The 13,437-nt window shown below is 63.5% G+C and carries 13 protein-coding genes; 7 read left to right on the plus strand and 6 right to left on the minus strand.

The genetic code is table 11. From position 1 onward, the window contains the following. Positions 1 to 24 precede the first annotated feature (24 nt). The 4 genes from M1B35_RS20580 (at position 25) to M1B35_RS20595 (ending at position 5,066) form a co-directional block, all read left to right on the plus strand. Positions 25 to 1,155, plus strand: coding sequence for a polysaccharide deacetylase family protein (locus M1B35_RS20580; protein WP_268262901.1), 1,131 nt, complete (start codon positions 25 to 27; stop codon positions 1,153 to 1,155). A gap of 152 nt (positions 1,156 to 1,307) precedes the next feature. Beyond that, positions 1,308 to 3,239: a RecQ family ATP-dependent DNA helicase gene (locus M1B35_RS20585; RefSeq protein ID WP_268262902.1), complete on the plus strand. Its 1,932-nt coding sequence runs from the start codon at positions 1,308 to 1,310 to the stop codon at positions 3,237 to 3,239. Between the two features lie 89 nt (positions 3,240 to 3,328). Beyond that, entirely contained in the window at positions 3,329 to 4,552 is a 1,224-nt protein-coding gene (locus M1B35_RS20590) for a 3-hydroxyacyl-CoA dehydrogenase (RefSeq protein WP_123329071.1), read from the plus strand. Positions 4,553 to 4,634: 82 nt separating this feature from the next. Further along, positions 4,635 to 5,066 carry an acyl-CoA thioesterase gene (locus M1B35_RS20595; RefSeq protein WP_268262903.1) on the plus strand — a complete coding sequence of 144 codons (432 nt, stop codon included), beginning with the start codon at positions 4,635 to 4,637 and terminating at the stop codon, positions 5,064 to 5,066. Positions 5,067 to 5,124: 58 nt separating this feature from the next. Here the strand turns inward: M1B35_RS20595 and M1B35_RS20600 are convergent, their stop codons facing one another. The 4 genes from M1B35_RS20600 to M1B35_RS20615 all read right to left on the minus strand — a co-directional run bounded on the left by M1B35_RS20600 (position 5,125) and on the right by M1B35_RS20615 (position 10,021). Further along, positions 5,125 to 5,598 carry a glycine zipper domain-containing protein gene (locus M1B35_RS20600; RefSeq protein WP_123329075.1) on the minus strand — a complete coding sequence of 158 codons (474 nt, stop codon included), beginning with the start codon at positions 5,596 to 5,598 and terminating at the stop codon, positions 5,125 to 5,127. Positions 5,599 to 5,853: 255 nt separating this feature from the next. After that, positions 5,854 to 8,202 carry an FdhF/YdeP family oxidoreductase gene (locus M1B35_RS20605; protein WP_268262904.1) on the minus strand — a complete coding sequence of 783 codons (2,349 nt, stop codon included), beginning with the start codon at positions 8,200 to 8,202 and terminating at the stop codon, positions 5,854 to 5,856. Then, positions 8,199 to 9,038: a formate dehydrogenase accessory sulfurtransferase FdhD gene (fdhD, locus tag M1B35_RS20610; RefSeq protein WP_123329079.1), complete on the minus strand. Its 840-nt coding sequence runs from the start codon at positions 9,036 to 9,038 to the stop codon at positions 8,199 to 8,201. The genes M1B35_RS20605 and fdhD overlap by 4 nt, the downstream gene beginning before the upstream one ends. A 95-nt stretch (positions 9,039 to 9,133) precedes the next feature. After that, positions 9,134 to 10,021 (minus strand): LysR family transcriptional regulator, encoded by an 888-nt coding sequence (locus tag M1B35_RS20615; RefSeq protein WP_268262905.1) that lies wholly within the window; start codon positions 10,019 to 10,021, stop codon positions 9,134 to 9,136. 139 nt (positions 10,022 to 10,160) lie between these two features. On the opposite strand from M1B35_RS20615, the gene lysM reads away from it, so the two are divergent. After that, positions 10,161 to 10,601, plus strand: coding sequence for a peptidoglycan-binding protein LysM (gene lysM, locus M1B35_RS20620; RefSeq protein ID WP_123329083.1), 441 nt, complete (start codon positions 10,161 to 10,163; stop codon positions 10,599 to 10,601). Between the two features lie 61 nt (positions 10,602 to 10,662). Here the strand turns inward: lysM and yrfG are convergent, their stop codons facing one another. Further along, positions 10,663 to 11,325: a GMP/IMP nucleotidase gene (gene yrfG, locus M1B35_RS20625; protein WP_268262906.1), complete on the minus strand. Its 663-nt coding sequence runs from the start codon at positions 11,323 to 11,325 to the stop codon at positions 10,663 to 10,665. Between the two features lie 126 nt (positions 11,326 to 11,451). Between yrfG and nudE the strand changes: the two genes are divergently transcribed. Next, the gene (gene nudE / locus M1B35_RS20630) at positions 11,452 to 12,018 is read left to right on the plus strand and encodes an ADP compounds hydrolase NudE (RefSeq protein WP_123329087.1); all 567 of its coding nucleotides are present in this window, start codon (positions 11,452 to 11,454) and stop codon (positions 12,016 to 12,018) included. Positions 12,019 to 12,029: 11 nt separating this feature from the next. Continuing rightward, complete coding sequence (gene cysQ / locus M1B35_RS20635) at positions 12,030 to 12,857, plus strand: 3'(2'),5'-bisphosphate nucleotidase CysQ (protein WP_268262918.1); 828 nt, start codon at positions 12,030 to 12,032, stop codon at positions 12,855 to 12,857. Positions 12,858 to 12,953: 96 nt separating this feature from the next. Here the strand turns inward: cysQ and M1B35_RS20640 are convergent, their stop codons facing one another. Continuing rightward, the gene (locus tag M1B35_RS20640) at positions 12,954 to 13,409 is read right to left on the minus strand and encodes a YiiD C-terminal domain-containing protein (protein WP_268262907.1); all 456 of its coding nucleotides are present in this window, start codon (positions 13,407 to 13,409) and stop codon (positions 12,954 to 12,956) included. Positions 13,410 to 13,437 lie beyond the last annotated feature (28 nt).

The following is a 13,437-nucleotide window of genomic DNA, read 5'->3' on the forward strand; positions in this document are numbered from 1 at the left end:
CGTTGTGCATTTAAGGAGGTTGATATGTGGTTACGGGTATTCCCTGGGTTGCTAGCGCTTTGCCTGATCAGCGGCATGGCGCAGGCGGCGGGGCCGCGGGTGTTTGCCACCATTGATCGCAGCGGCTGGCCGAATGCCCTGGACAGCCCGGAGGCCTTCGACACCGCCTCCCGGGGGGAAATCCTGATGTTTGGCAAGGCGCTGCTGGCCAGTGAGGCCCTGGATGAGCAGGCCTTGAAGCAGACGTTGGGGGTCAAGCAGATCGACCTGGCCTCCCTGAATCAGGTACGCGACGCTTTTTGGCTGCGCTTGCTGAGCAACTACCGACTGGCCAGCCAGGACTGCGAAGGTTCGGTGTTCTGCCTGCCGGTGCGCACCTTGCCGGAGCTGCGCCAACTGGTGGCTGGCTTCACGGCACAGAGCACCACCCGCTATGGCGCCTGGGCCGCAGCGAGTGAGGTGTTCCATCGGCAATACCTGTCGGAGCAACTGCGGTTGGCGGCGTTGTTTCCGATGGTCAGCAGTGAAATTCGACGTTTCAGCCAGGGGGAAATACTCGGTGATGAATTGCAGGACCGGCAGTTCCTGCTGACCTTCGATGACGGCCCGAGCGCCCGGGGCGGCTCCACGGAGCGGCTGTTGGAGGTGTTGCGATCCGAGGACCGGCACGGTCTGTTCTTTGTCCTGGGGAGCTCTTTTCAGCAACGCCTGGAGCAATCCTCCGCAGAGGCCATGGCCAATCTTTACAACGATCAGTGCGTTGCCTTGCACGGTTGGGAGCATAAATCCCACAGTTCCTGGCGCGATTGGCAGGGCTCCATCAGCCGCTCGGCGAGCCTGGTGAGCAAGACCCTGCCAGAGGAATACCAGCCATTGTTTCGCCCGCCCTATGGCCAGCGCCGCAGCGACAGTGCGACGTTCTTCAAGGCCCAAGGGCTGGAGGTGATGTTGTGGAACATCGACTCCCAGGATTGGAGCAAGGCCATTGATGGCCACGCCGCGAGCCAGCGGGTGCAGACCCTGATGCTGCTGTGGCGCAGCGGGGTGATTCTGTTTCATGACACCCACGACAAAGCCGCCAAGGCGTTGCCGACTCTGTTCGAGGCCAATCGAGACAACGGCGTGCAGTGGGTGGATTGCCGCATGGCTCACTAGGCGCTCTTGTCAGGTGCCGATGGCCCCGCGAGTACTGCGCGGGGTTCAGCGCTGTATCATCCGGTAGCCCTTTTCCTCCCGACCTTTTCTCGACCCGCCGGCCCGCCCCGCTAGGCTTTAGGGCAGGCCAGCGGTCAAAGGAGTGACAGCTTATGCACAACACCCTCGAACAGGTCTTCGGTTATCCACAGTTCCGCCCGGGCCAAGAGGCCGCCGTCAGCGCGGTGCTGGCCGGGCGTTCGGCGGCGGCGATCTTTCCCACCGGTTCCGGCAAGTCCCTGTGCTATCAATTGCCGGCGCTGTTACTGCCGCACCTGACGTTGGTGGTTTCGCCGCTGCTGGCGCTGATGCAGGACCAGTTGGCGTTTCTGCAACGCCATGGCATTGCCGCGGCCAGCATCGATTCGGCACAGAGCCGGGAGGAGGCCAATGACGTCATGGCTCGGGCCCGTTCCGGCGAGCTGAAAATCCTGATGATTTCCGTGGAGCGCTTGAAGAACGAGCGCTTTCGCAACTTCCTGCAGCAGGTGCAGATTTCCCTGCTGGTGGTGGACGAAGCCCACTGTATATCCGAATGGGGCCATAACTTTCGCCCCGATTACCTGAAGCTTCCGGACTACCAGCGCCAGTTCAATATTCCCCAGGCCTTGTTGCTGACCGCCACGGCGACGCCCCAGGTGATTGCCGATATGCAGGCCAAGTTTTCCATTGCGGCGGCGGACGTGGTGACCACCGGGTTCTACCGGCCCAACCTCAACTTGCTGGTGGAACCTGTACGCGGACAGGACAAGCGTCGGCGGCTGGTGCAGTGGCTGGGGGAGCGCGCCGGGCAACCGAGCATCGTCTACGTGACCCTGCAGAAAACCGCCGAGCAGATCGCCGAGCACCTGAGCCAGCACGGCCTGGCTGCCGAGGCGTATCACGCCGGCTTGCCCCACGAGCAGCGTGAAGCCATCCAGCGCCGCTTCATGGGTGGGCAGAGCAACTGCATCGTCGCCACCATTGCCTTCGGCATGGGCATCGACAAGAGCGATATCCGCAACGTGGTGCACTTCGACCTGCCCAAATCCATCGAAAACTACAGCCAGGAAATCGGCCGTGCCGGACGTGACGGCGCGCCCTCGGATTGCCTGGTGCTGGCCAACCGCGACAGCCTGAATGTGCTGGAGAACTTCGTTTACGGCGACACCCCCGAACTGGCGGGGATTCGCTGTGTGCTCGATGAGCTGCAAGCCGCAGCGCCCGACGGCCAATGGGAGTTCCTCCTCGGTCCCTTGGCGGATCAGAGCAATATCCGCCAGTTGCCCCTCAAGACCTTGCTGGTGCAGTTGGAACTGCAGGGCCTGATCGCTCCGCGCTATGCCTACTTCGCCGAGTACCGTTTCAAGTTTCTGCTGGAGCCTGACGCTCTGCTCGCCCGTTTTGAAGGCGAACGACGGGACTTTGTCGAGGCGATCATCCGCACCTCCAGCCGTGCCCGGACCTGGGCCACGGTGAATTTCGATGCCCTTTACGAACAGCACCAGGCGGCGCGCAACCGGGTGGTCAAGGCGTTGGATTATTTCCAGGAGCGGGGCTGGGTGGAGCTGGAAAGCAAGCAGATGACGGAGGTCTACAGCCTGCTGCAGACGGACTTCGACGCCGCTGCGTTAAGTGCCCAGTTGCACGCTTACTTCACCCAGCATGAGCGCACCGAGATCGACCGGATTCACGCCATGCTCGACCTGTTCGCTACTGAGCACTGCCTGGGTTATCGCCTGGCTGAGTACTTCGGTGATGAACAGGCGCCGCGCCAGTGTGGGCATTGCTCGGTGTGCCATGGTCAGGTGGCGCATTTGCCGCCGCCGCCGGAGCTACCTGCGCTTGTGGATAAAAACTTCGCGACGCTGTGTGCCGAATTTATCCACAGGCACGAGCAACACGTGGGCGCCCCACCGGGGGCCGAGCGGCTTACTCGATTCCTGTGCGGGATCAGCGTGCCGTTGTTTACCAAGCTCAAGGCGCGGGGGATTCCGGGCTTTGCCGTGTTGGAAGACTACCCCTATGCCGAGGTGCGTGACTGGGTGGCAAAATCCATCTGCTGAATGCAGCTCATCAGCCTAATAAATTTCAAAAATGTTCGGCGCCTGACTATGGTGTTGGCTGTCTTTGCATCGCCAACAAGAGAGCCAACATGAGCCAGACTGCTTTCGATATTCAGCGCGCCGCCGTGATCGGCGCCGGCACCATGGGCCGTGGCATCGTCATGTGCCTGGCCAACGCCGGGGTGCAGGTGCAGTGGGTAGACAACAACCCGCAGATGCTTGAGCAGGCCCTGGCCAGCGTGGCTGAGACCTACGCCCACAACGTGCGCCAGGGGCGCATTGAACAGGCTGAGGCGGATGCTCGTATTGCCCGGGTCAGCGCGGCGGATTACCCGGCGATCCAGACCGTGGACCTGGTGATCGAAGCGGTTTACGAGAACCTCGAACTCAAGCAGAAAATCTTTCGCCAGCTCGATGGCTTGCTCAAGCCCGAGGCGATCCTGGCCAGCAACACCTCGGCCCTGGACATCGATGCCATCGCCGCGGTTACCCAGCGACCGCAGCAGGTGCTGGGCCTGCACTTCTTCAGCCCGGCGCACATCATGAAGCTGCTGGAGGTGGTACGCGGCGCCCAGACCGCCCCGTCCGTATTGCAGGCTGCCCTGGCGCTGGGCCAGCGCATGGGCAAGGTCAGTGTGGTGGCGGGCAACTGCTTCGGTTTTATCGGCAATCGCATGCTCAATACCTACGTGCTGGAGGCGCGCAAGATGCTGCTGGAAGGGGCTTTTCCTTATCAGGTGGACGAGGCGCTGCAAGGCTTCGGTTTTGCCATGGGGCCCTTCCGCATGTACGACGTGGTGGGCATCGACCTCGGCTGGCGCGCCCGGCAACTGGACGGCGTGGGCCAGGACGAAGCCGAGGTGCAGATCGACAACCGTCTGTGTGAGCAGGGCCGTTTCGGGCAGAAGAGCGGCGATGGCTATTACCACTACGAACCGGGCAGCCGCCAGGCTGAACATGACCCGACAGTGGATGCGCTGGTGCTGCAGGTCAGTGAGGGGCTGGGTTATCGGCGTCGGCCGATCGGCCCTGAGGAAATTCTTGAGCGCAGCCTGCTGGCGCTGGTGAATGAGGGGGCGAAGATCCTCCAGGAAGGGGTCGCCGAATCGGCCGCTGATATCGATCGGGTCTACCTCAACGGCTATGGTTTTCCCAAGGATCAGGGCGGGCCGATGAGTTGGGCCGATCGGCAAGGGCTGGGGGGGATTCAGCAACGCCTGCTGCGCCTGGCGGCCGAGCACGGCGAACACTGGCAACCGGCCCCCTTGATCGACGATTTGGCCGCCGCCGGGAAAGGGTTTGCCCAGGCCTAGGGGCTTGGGGTGAAATGTGCAGCGGTCGCAAGGCCGCCATCGCGGGCCCGCCCGTTCCCCCACTGATTGCCAGAGAGCCTTTATGACCGAGCGGATGCCCCAGCGCGGCGACTACCGACATTTCCAGCCGATCATCACCCGCTGGCATGACAACGATGTCTATGGCCACGTGAACAACGTCACCTACTACAGCTACTTCGATACGGCAGTGAATACCTACCTGATCGAAGTCGGCGGCCTGGATATCCATGGCGGCGAAGTGGTGGGGTTTGTGGTCAGTTCAGCCTGCGACTACTTCGCCTCCATTGCCTTTCCCGAGCGCATCGACATCGGTCTGCGGGTCGGCAAGTTGGGCAACAGTTCGGTGCAGTATGAGCTGGCGGTGTTCAAGGCCGGGGAGGAGGGCGCCTGTGCCGCGGGGCGTTTTGTCCATGTATTCGTGGACCGGGCGTCGAACCAGCCGGTGGCGATTCCAGCCCCGCTGCGCAGTGCCCTGGAACGGTTGCTGGCCTGATTGACCACAGAAACGACGAAGGCCCCGCAGGGCCTTCGAAGTGGACAGCCGCCGGCTGTCAGTCGCGGTAGTGGCGGTGTTTGCGATGCCCGTAGGCATGGCCACGGCCCCGATGGCCGTCGCGGTAATAGCGACGGTCGTCACGGCCGCGATATTCGCGATCTTCCCGGGCACTTTCGTTGCCCATGTAGTTACCCAGCGCGCCGCCGGCACCGCCGCCTGCCGCTGCGCCGATCAGGCTGCCAGTGGTGCCACCCATGCTGCGGCCGACCACGTTACCGCCGGCTGCGCCCAGGGCACCGCCGATAGCTGCCTGGCCACGGCTGCGCTTGTCGGCGCCGACCGCACTGCCGCCTGCGCCGCCGAGTGCCGCGCCAATCGCCGAACCGGTATTGCCGCCCAACTGTTGACCGACCACCGAGCCTAAAACCCCGCCCAATGCGCCGCCCACGCCTGCTTCGGTGGTGCCTCCGGCAGACGCTACGCCGCTGATCAGGCCAAGGGACAACAAGAGAATCGAGGAGAACTTCATAGAGGAGCCTCAAAGGGATGACGGCGCGATCCTGAGGCTGTGTCGTGGCGCTTACAATCGAAATCCGACGAATAACACGAGTTGTACACAATCTCGTAAGTTATTGTTTTGGTTGCGGAACTTAAGTCAAAAAAGCCGGTCTTTAGCTACTTCGGACAGGCCGCTTTTTAACAAAAGCGGCCTTTTTTTGTGCCTGGGATTGGGTCGCGAGGTGGGTCTTTCACCGGCAAGCCGGCCCCTACAGGCAACCGGGGATCAGGCCGAGCGAGCCATGATCAGGCCGGTCTCGCTGGCCGCTTCCAGGCGGATGGCGACGAACTTCGAGGTCGGCGTGTGGCTGCCATCGCCGGTGCTTTCCAGGGGCACCAACGGGTTCACTTCCGGGTAGTAGGCGGCAGCCTGGCCGGCGGGAATGTCAAAGGCCAGCAAGGTGAAGCCCTTGACCCGACGCTCACGTCCGTCATCCCACAGCGAGACAATGTCGGCCTTCTGTCCCGGCTTGAAGCCCAGGCGGATGATGTCGGCTTCGTTGACGAACAACACGTCGCGTTGGCCCTTCACCCCGCGATAACGGTCATCCAGGCCGTAAATGGTGGTGTTGTACTGATCGTGGGAACGCATCGATTGCATGATCAGGTCCGGCAGCTGCCCGGTGGCGCGGGTGCGCTCGTGGATCAGGTCCTTGGGCAGCTGGTTGGCGCGGAAGTTGGCGCGCCCGGATGGGGTGTTCCATTGGCGCACGCCTGCGGCGTTGCCCAGGTAGAAACCGCCCGGGTTTTTCAGACGCTCATTGAAGTCCTTGAAGCCCGGAATGGTTTCGGCGATCAGGTCACGGATTCGCCCGTAGTCGGCCACCAGCCAATTCCAGTCCAGCGGCTGGCTGCCCAGGGTGGCGGCGGCGATGCCAGCAAGGATCCACGGTTCGGAGCGCATCTGCGACGACAGCGGCTGCAGTTGGCCATTGGAGGCGTGGACCATGCTGAAGGAGTCTTCCACGGTCACCGCTTGCGGGCCCAGGCCTTGCACGTCGATGTCGGTACGCCCCAGGCACGGCAGGATCAACGCCTGCTTGCCATGGGCCAGGTGGCTGCGGTTGAGCTTGGTGCTGATCTGCACCGTCAGGTCGCAGTTGGCCAGGGCCTCGAAGGTGCGGGTGCTGTCGGGGGTGGCCTGGGCGAAGTTGCCCCCCAGGGCGATAAATACCTTGGAGCGGCCTTCGAGCATGGCGTGGATCGCCTCGACCACGTTGTGGCCGTTGGTCCGCGGCACCTTGAACTGGAAACGCCGCTCCAGGGTGTCGAGGAATGCCACTGGCGGGCGTTCGTTGATGCCCATGGTGCGGTCGCCCTGCACGTTGCTGTGGCCGCGTACCGGGCACAGGCCGGCGCCGGGTTTGCCGATGTTGCCGCGCAGCAGCATCAGGTTGGCGATTTCCTGGATGGTCGGCACCGAATGGCGGTGCTGGGTGATGCCCATGGCCCAGCACATGATGACGTTCTTGCCCTTGGCGTACATGCGCGCCGCTTGCTCGATCTCCACCAGGGTCAGGCCCGATTGCTCGACGATCGGCTCCCAGGGGGTGTCGTCGATGGCCGCCAGGTAGTCGAGGACGTTGGCGCTGTGTTCATTGAGGAAGTCGTGGTCGAACACCGCCGGCGCACCGGCTTTCTGCGCATCCCGTTCCCACAGCAGCAGAAACTTGGCCATGCCCCGAAGCAGCGCCATGTCACCGCCCAGGGCCGGGCGGAAGTAAGCGGTGTTGGTCGGACGATCACCATTGGTGAGCATTTCCAGGGGGTGCTGGGGATGCTGGAAGCGTTCCAGGCCACGCTCTTTCAGCGGGTTGACGCACACCACCTGGGCGCCACGTTTTACCGCTTCACGCAGGGGTTCGAGCATGCGCGGGTGGTTGGTGCCGGGGTTCTGGCCCCAGACGAAAATCGCATCCGCGTGTTCGAAATCGTCGAAGGTCACGGTGCCTTTGCCCACGCCGACGCTTTGCGCCAGGGCCACGCCGCTGGCTTCGTGGCACATGTTCGAGCAGTCGGGGAAGTTGTTGGTGCCGTAGGCCCGCACAAACAGCTGGTACAGGTAGGCGGCTTCGTTGCTGGCCCGGCCCGAGGTGTAGAACTCGGCCATGTCCGGGCTTGGCAGCGCCTTGAGGTGCTGGCCGATCAGGGCGAAGGCGGCGTCCCAACTGATGGGGGTGTAGCGGTCGCTTTCGGCATCGTAGCTCATGGGCTCGGTGAGCCGACCCTGGTACTCCAGCCAGTAGTCGCTCTGTTCCAGCAGCGAACTGACGCTGTGTTTGGCGAAGAACTTGGCATCCACCCGGCGCTTGGTGGCTTCCCAGTTCACGGCCTTGGCGCCGTTTTCGCAGAACTTGACCATACCGCTTTCCGGCGAGTCGCCCCAGGCGCAGCCCGGGCAGTCGAAGCCGCCGTTCTGGTTGGTCTTGAGCATCATGCGCAGGTTCTTCAGGGCGTTGTCGCTGGTCAGCCAGGCCTGGGCCACGCTGATCAGTGCGCCCCAGCCACCGGCTGCGCCTTTGTAGGGCTTGTAACGGGCAACGGGTGTCTGGTCGGCTTGGTTGTGGTTACTCACGCTTGGTTCTCCAACGCGGGGCTATAGACCCGCGGCGCATTTTTTTGCGGCAGGTGAATGAGATTGAGGTTGTGCCGGCGTGCCCATTGCACTGCCAGGCCGGTGGGCGCCGAGAGGCTGACCAGGGTCTGGATGCCGGCGCGCAGGACTTTCTGGATCAGTTCCAGGCTGCAGCGACTGGTGACGATGGCCACGCCGCCGGTGCTGTCGATCTGCTGGCGGATCAGGGCGCCGATCAGCTTGTCCAGGGCGTTGTGCCGGCCGATGTCTTCACGGCCCAAGAGCAATTCGCCCTGGCGGTCCATAAACACCGCGGCGTGCACCGCGCCACTGTGTTGCCCCAGGGGTTGGAAGGCGCCGATGCGCTGGCGCAGGCCGTCGAGCCATTGCGCCGGCGGCAAGGGCGCGCCGGGCAGCACCTTGAGGTCTGGCAGGGCCTGTTCCACCGCTTCCACGCCACACAGGCCGCAGCCGCTGGTGCCGGCCAACTGGCGGCGCTGCTGCTTGAGGTTCCAGAACGCCCGGTTGGCGATTTCCACCTGGGCGTACTGGGCCGAACCGGAGCCGGTCAGTTGCAGGTCGTAGATTTCCGAGGCGTCGCTGATGATGCCGCTGCCCAGGCTGAAGCCGACGATAAAGTCTTCAAGGTCTGACGGCGTGACCAGCATCACCGCCTGACTGATGCCGTTGTAGGCGATGGCCAGGGCCACCTCTTCGGCCAGTGCGGTGCTGTCGGCAGCGCTGTGGTCGAGGTTGCAGTAGCGGTAGGTCTGACTGGCGGCGGGCGCGGGTGTCGCTAAGGCTGGCGCCGCGCGGGCCGGGCGCTTGGCATTCATGGGGGCATTACCAGCGGAATATTCAGGGCTAAGACTAAGCGCGACAAAGTGTCGCGTCTAATTGCTAGTACTGATCTGCTGATAGATGGCGTCGATCATGACGCGCTGAGCGATTCCTGATAAATCGCAAAACAGGCCTCGGCCAGTGCCGAGCGCGGTGCGTGGCGCCGCATGATCAAGCCCAGCCGGGCGAGGGTGGTGGCCTGCTCGATGGGTTGCAGCCGCAGGTGCTCGGTCAGCGCGTCCAGGCCACCGTCCAGGGGCATTACCGCGCAACACAGGCCGCCGTGGACCATTTGCACCAACTGATGAACGGCATCGGTTTGCAGCAGCGGTTGCGGGGTGAGGCCACGGCTGTGGAAGTTGTGGTCGATGGACTGGCGAAAGTGCATGCCGCTGGTGAGCATGCCCAAGGGCAACTCGATCAGCGCTTCCCAGCTCAGGGGTGGCTCGCCAAAGCTGAAAAAGCGCTGGTCGTAGAGCAGGCCCATGCGGGTTTCCCCCAGGGCCAGTGAGTCGAAGCGTTCGTTATCCAGGCGCTCCAGATAAGAGACGCCGAGGTCGATCCGGTTGCTCGCCAGTTGTTCGAGAATCTGCTCCGAACTCAAGGCCGAGAGTTCAAAGCGCAAGCTCGGGTGCTCGCCATGCAGGCGCTGCAGCAATGGCAGCGGGTCAAAACTCGACAACGGCACCACCCCCAGGCGCAGCGTGCCCACTAGGTTGCCCCGGCAGGCCGCCGCCTCCGCCTGCAGCCCGTCATAGGCGGCGAGCACGGTGCGGGCCCAGGCCAGCACCCGTTCGCCGGGGGCGGTAAAGCCCTCGAAGCGCTGGCCACGGTTGACCAGGGGCAGCGCCAGTTCTTCTTCCAGGCTGCGCAGGCGCATGGACAGGGTCGGCTGAGTGATGTGGCAGCGGGCGGCGGCCTGGCCGAAGTGGCGGGTCTCGTCGAGGGCGATGAGGAATTTCAGCTGCTTGATGTCCATCTTCGCTCCTGGGCGCCGGGAAGCCTGGGATTCTAACGTGCTTGGCCCGGGGTGGGGTCATTGGTCATCTGGGAACCCGATGTGTCTGCTCTGGTCTAGTCTTTCGCGTCTGGACCTATCAACCCAAGGAGTGCGCACCATGAGTATTTTCAGTTTTGTGAAGGAAGCCGGTGAAAAACTGATCGATCTGCTGACCCCTGGCAACGCCAATGCCAGCGAGCAATTGAAAGAGCACATTGCCAAGGTCGGCCTGGGCAATCCCAACGTCCAGGCGACGGTGGACGGCGACAAGGTCATCGTCAGTGGCGAGGTGGCGAGCCAGGAAGAGAAAGAGAAAATTCTCCTGGCCGTGGGCAACATCGCCGGGGTCAGCAGCGTTGAAGACCAGATCACGGTCAGCGGCCCGGTCGTGGTGGCGGCGGTGTTCGTTACCGTGAAGAAGGGCGACACCCTCAGCGCCATTGCCAAGGTCCACTACGGCAACGCCAACCTGTACAACAAGATTTTCGAGGCCAACAAGCCGCTGCTGTCGCACCCGGACAAGATCTATCCGGGGCAGGTGCTGCGCATTCCCGAGTAACCCCTGAGAAGCCCTCGCGAGCCCATTGGTGCCTGCGTCAGCGGGCGGGCTCGCGAGGGTTTCACAGCCCTTCGATCAAGCGACGATAATCGTCCACGGCTGCGAATTCAGCGGTGTCCTTCGGCCCTTTGCGGCTGTCAGGCTCACTCACCGCCAATAGATGACCGACCCCGAAATCCCGCGCGCTGCGCAGGATCGGCAAGGTGTCGTCGATAAACAGGCTGCGGGCCGGGTCGAACTGGATATCGGCTTGCAGGGCATCCCAGAACTGCGGGCTTTCCTTGGCAAAACCGTAATCGTGGGAGCTGATCAAACGCTCGAAATATGGCGCCAGCTCAATGCGTTCCAGCTTCAGCGACAGTGAATCGCGGTGGGCATTGGTGATCAGTACCACGCGTTTGCCGGCTTTTTTGATCGCCGCCAGAAAGGTATCGGCGTCCGGGCGCAAGGCGATCAGGTGGGCGGTTTCCAGCTTCAGTTCGCGCACCGGCAGCTTCAGCTCGCTGCTCCAGAAATCCAGGCAGTACCACTGCAATTGCCCGGCGTTGCGTTCGAACAGCGGTTGCAGCTCCAGCTCCGCCATGGCCCGGCTGATCCCGTGCAATTCGGCGTAGCGCTGGGGCAGGTGTTCCATCCAGAAGTGATTGTCGTAGTGCAGGTCGAGCAAGGTGCCGTCCATATCCAGCAATACGGTGTCGATCTCGTGCCAGGGCAGTGAGGGCATTGAACAGGTCTCCAGCGGGCATAAAGTGATCCGCCATCCACTCTCGGCAAAGTCATGCAGCACTTCGGGAACGCAGCGGCTTTCAAACAGCCTGTATAGTAACCCGCCATCGCCAAGGAGCCCGCCATGCGCCAGAAACCCACCGTACTCGCCCGCGAGATCGTCGCCACCAGCCGCCTGTTCTGCGTCGAAGAAGTGCAGTTGCGCTTCTCCAACGGGGTCGAGCGCACCTATGAGCGTTTGGTCGGCAAGGGCGCCGGTTATGGCGCAGTGATGATCGTGGCCATGCTCGATGCCGAGCACGCGGTGTTGGTGGAGGAGTATTGCGGCGGCACCGATGCCTACGAGCTGTCCTTGCCCAAGGGCCTGATCGAGCCGGGGGAGGACGTGCTGGCGGCGGCCGAGCGTGAGCTCAAGGAGGAGGCCGGCTATGGCGCCCGGCAACTGGAGCACCTGACCGAGCTGTCGTTGTCGCCGGGTTACATGAGCCAGAAGATCCAGGTGGTGCTGGCCAGCGACCTGTACGAAGAGCGTCTGGAAGGCGACGAGCCCGAGCCCATGGGCGTCGACAAGATCAACCTGCGCGAGCTGGCGGGCCTGGCGCAGAACCCGAGGTTCACCGAGGGCCGTGCCTTGGCGGCGCTGTACCTGGCCCGGGACCTGCTGATCCAGCGTGGAGTGTTTCAGGCATGAGCGAGTCGTCGATGCAGTTTCCCCATCCCTTGTTGGCCCCGGTGATTGAGCTGGCCCGACGCGCCGGCGAGGTAATCCTGCCGTTCTGGCGTGCCGATGTGGAAGTGCTGCAAAAGGCCGATGAGTCGCCGGTGACCGCCGCCGACCTGGCCGCCCACCACCTGATCCTGGCCGGCCTGACCGCGCTGGACCCGAGCATTCCGGTGCTGTCCGAGGAAGACGCCAACATCCCCCAGGCTGTGCGTGCCGGTTGGCAACGCTGGTGGCTGGTGGACCCGCTGGATGGCACCAAGGAGTTCATCGCCGGCAGCGAGGAGTTCACTGTGAATATCGCCCTGATCGAACAGGGCCGAGTGGTGTTCGGCGTGGTGTCGATGCCCACCAATGGCCGCTGCTACTTCGGTGGCGCGGGCCTGGGAGCCTGGCGCGCGGATCAGGATCAGGCGCCGTTGCCGATTCAGGTGCGTGAGCGGTTGGCGCCAGGGCAAGCCTTTACCGTGGTTGCCAGCCGGCGCCATTCCAGCCCGGAGCAGGAGCGCTTGCTCAATGGCTTGGGTGAGGCGCTGGGCGAGTTGCAACTGGCGAACATCGGCAGTTCGCTGAAGTTCTGCCTGCTGGCCGAAGGGGCGGCGGATTGCTACCCGCGCCTGGCCCCCACATCCCAATGGGATACCGCTGCGGCCCAGGGCGTGCTGGAAGGCGCGGGAGGCGAGGTGTTGGACCTGGCGGGTGAAGCGTTCTGCTACCCGCCGCGGGAGTCGTTGCTCAATGGCTTCTTCCTGGCGCTGCCGGCCGAGGCGCCATGGCGCGCCAAGCTGCTGGAACTGGCCCGCGCATGAGCCCCCTCTGTAGCCGGCTTGCCGGCGATGGCGTCCTCAAACTTGGCACTGACCTTGAGGATGCGATGGCTGGCAAGCCAGCTCTTACACGGCGGGTTAGCGGTGCAGGACGTATTGTCCGCTGAAGCTGACCGCTGCCTCGTCACTGCCTGCATTGACGACCCGGGTTTGCAGGGTCAGGCGGGCGCGGCCGTAGCGCTGGTAGGTGGTCAGGAATTTCTTCCACACGGCGGCGCTGGGTGCTTCGCAGATCGCGATGCCGTCGGTGGTGACCGGCAACGGGTAGCTGATCTGCCCCTCTTGGATCACGATGTGCCCGTCCTCGATCCCTTCTTCCTTGAGCCGCAGGTGCAGCCAGCCCCAGCCCGCCAGCACCGCGCCGCAGTACAGGCTGCCGCCGAACATGGTGCTCTTGTGGTTGACGTTGGCGTCCAGGGGCAGTTGCAGGCGCAGTTGCTGCCCTTGCCAGTCGAGCACCTTGAGGCCCATGTCCCGCGTCAGCGGAATGTCGTGGTGGAGGACGGATTCCAGGTAACGACTGTCGCGGTTCATGCAGGGGCCTCTTTCGGGCAAGGGTGGA

Source organism: Pseudomonas morbosilactucae (assembly GCF_023241665.1).
Classification (GTDB): domain Bacteria; phylum Pseudomonadota; class Gammaproteobacteria; order Pseudomonadales; family Pseudomonadaceae; genus Aquipseudomonas; species Aquipseudomonas morbosilactucae.

Bases quoted from the DNA above. Each gene is read 5' to 3' on its own strand.
- M1B35_RS20580 (WP_268262901.1), top strand. From the start codon at position 25: ATGTGGTTACGGGTATTCCCTGGGTTGCTAGCGCTTTGCCTGATCAGC.
- yrfG (WP_268262906.1), bottom strand. From the start codon at position 11,325: ATGCCCTCACTGCCCTGGCACGAGATCGACACCGTATTGCTGGATATG.
- M1B35_RS20615 (WP_268262905.1), bottom strand. From the start codon at position 10,021: ATGGACATCAAGCAGCTGAAATTCCTCATCGCCCTCGACGAGACCCGC.
- M1B35_RS20595 (WP_268262903.1), top strand. From the start codon at position 4,635: ATGACCGAGCGGATGCCCCAGCGCGGCGACTACCGACATTTCCAGCCG.
- lysM (WP_123329083.1), top strand. From the start codon at position 10,161: ATGAGTATTTTCAGTTTTGTGAAGGAAGCCGGTGAAAAACTGATCGAT.
- nudE (WP_123329087.1), top strand. From the start codon at position 11,452: ATGCGCCAGAAACCCACCGTACTCGCCCGCGAGATCGTCGCCACCAGC.
- fdhD (WP_123329079.1), bottom strand. From the start codon at position 9,038: ATGAATGCCAAGCGCCCGGCCCGCGCGGCGCCAGCCTTAGCGACACCC.
- cysQ (WP_268262918.1), top strand. From the start codon at position 12,030: ATGCAGTTTCCCCATCCCTTGTTGGCCCCGGTGATTGAGCTGGCCCGA.
- M1B35_RS20640 (WP_268262907.1), bottom strand. From the start codon at position 13,409: ATGAACCGCGACAGTCGTTACCTGGAATCCGTCCTCCACCACGACATT.
- M1B35_RS20585 (WP_268262902.1), top strand. From the start codon at position 1,308: ATGCACAACACCCTCGAACAGGTCTTCGGTTATCCACAGTTCCGCCCG.
- M1B35_RS20600 (WP_123329075.1), bottom strand. From the start codon at position 5,598: ATGAAGTTCTCCTCGATTCTCTTGTTGTCCCTTGGCCTGATCAGCGGC.
- M1B35_RS20590 (WP_123329071.1), top strand. From the start codon at position 3,329: ATGAGCCAGACTGCTTTCGATATTCAGCGCGCCGCCGTGATCGGCGCC.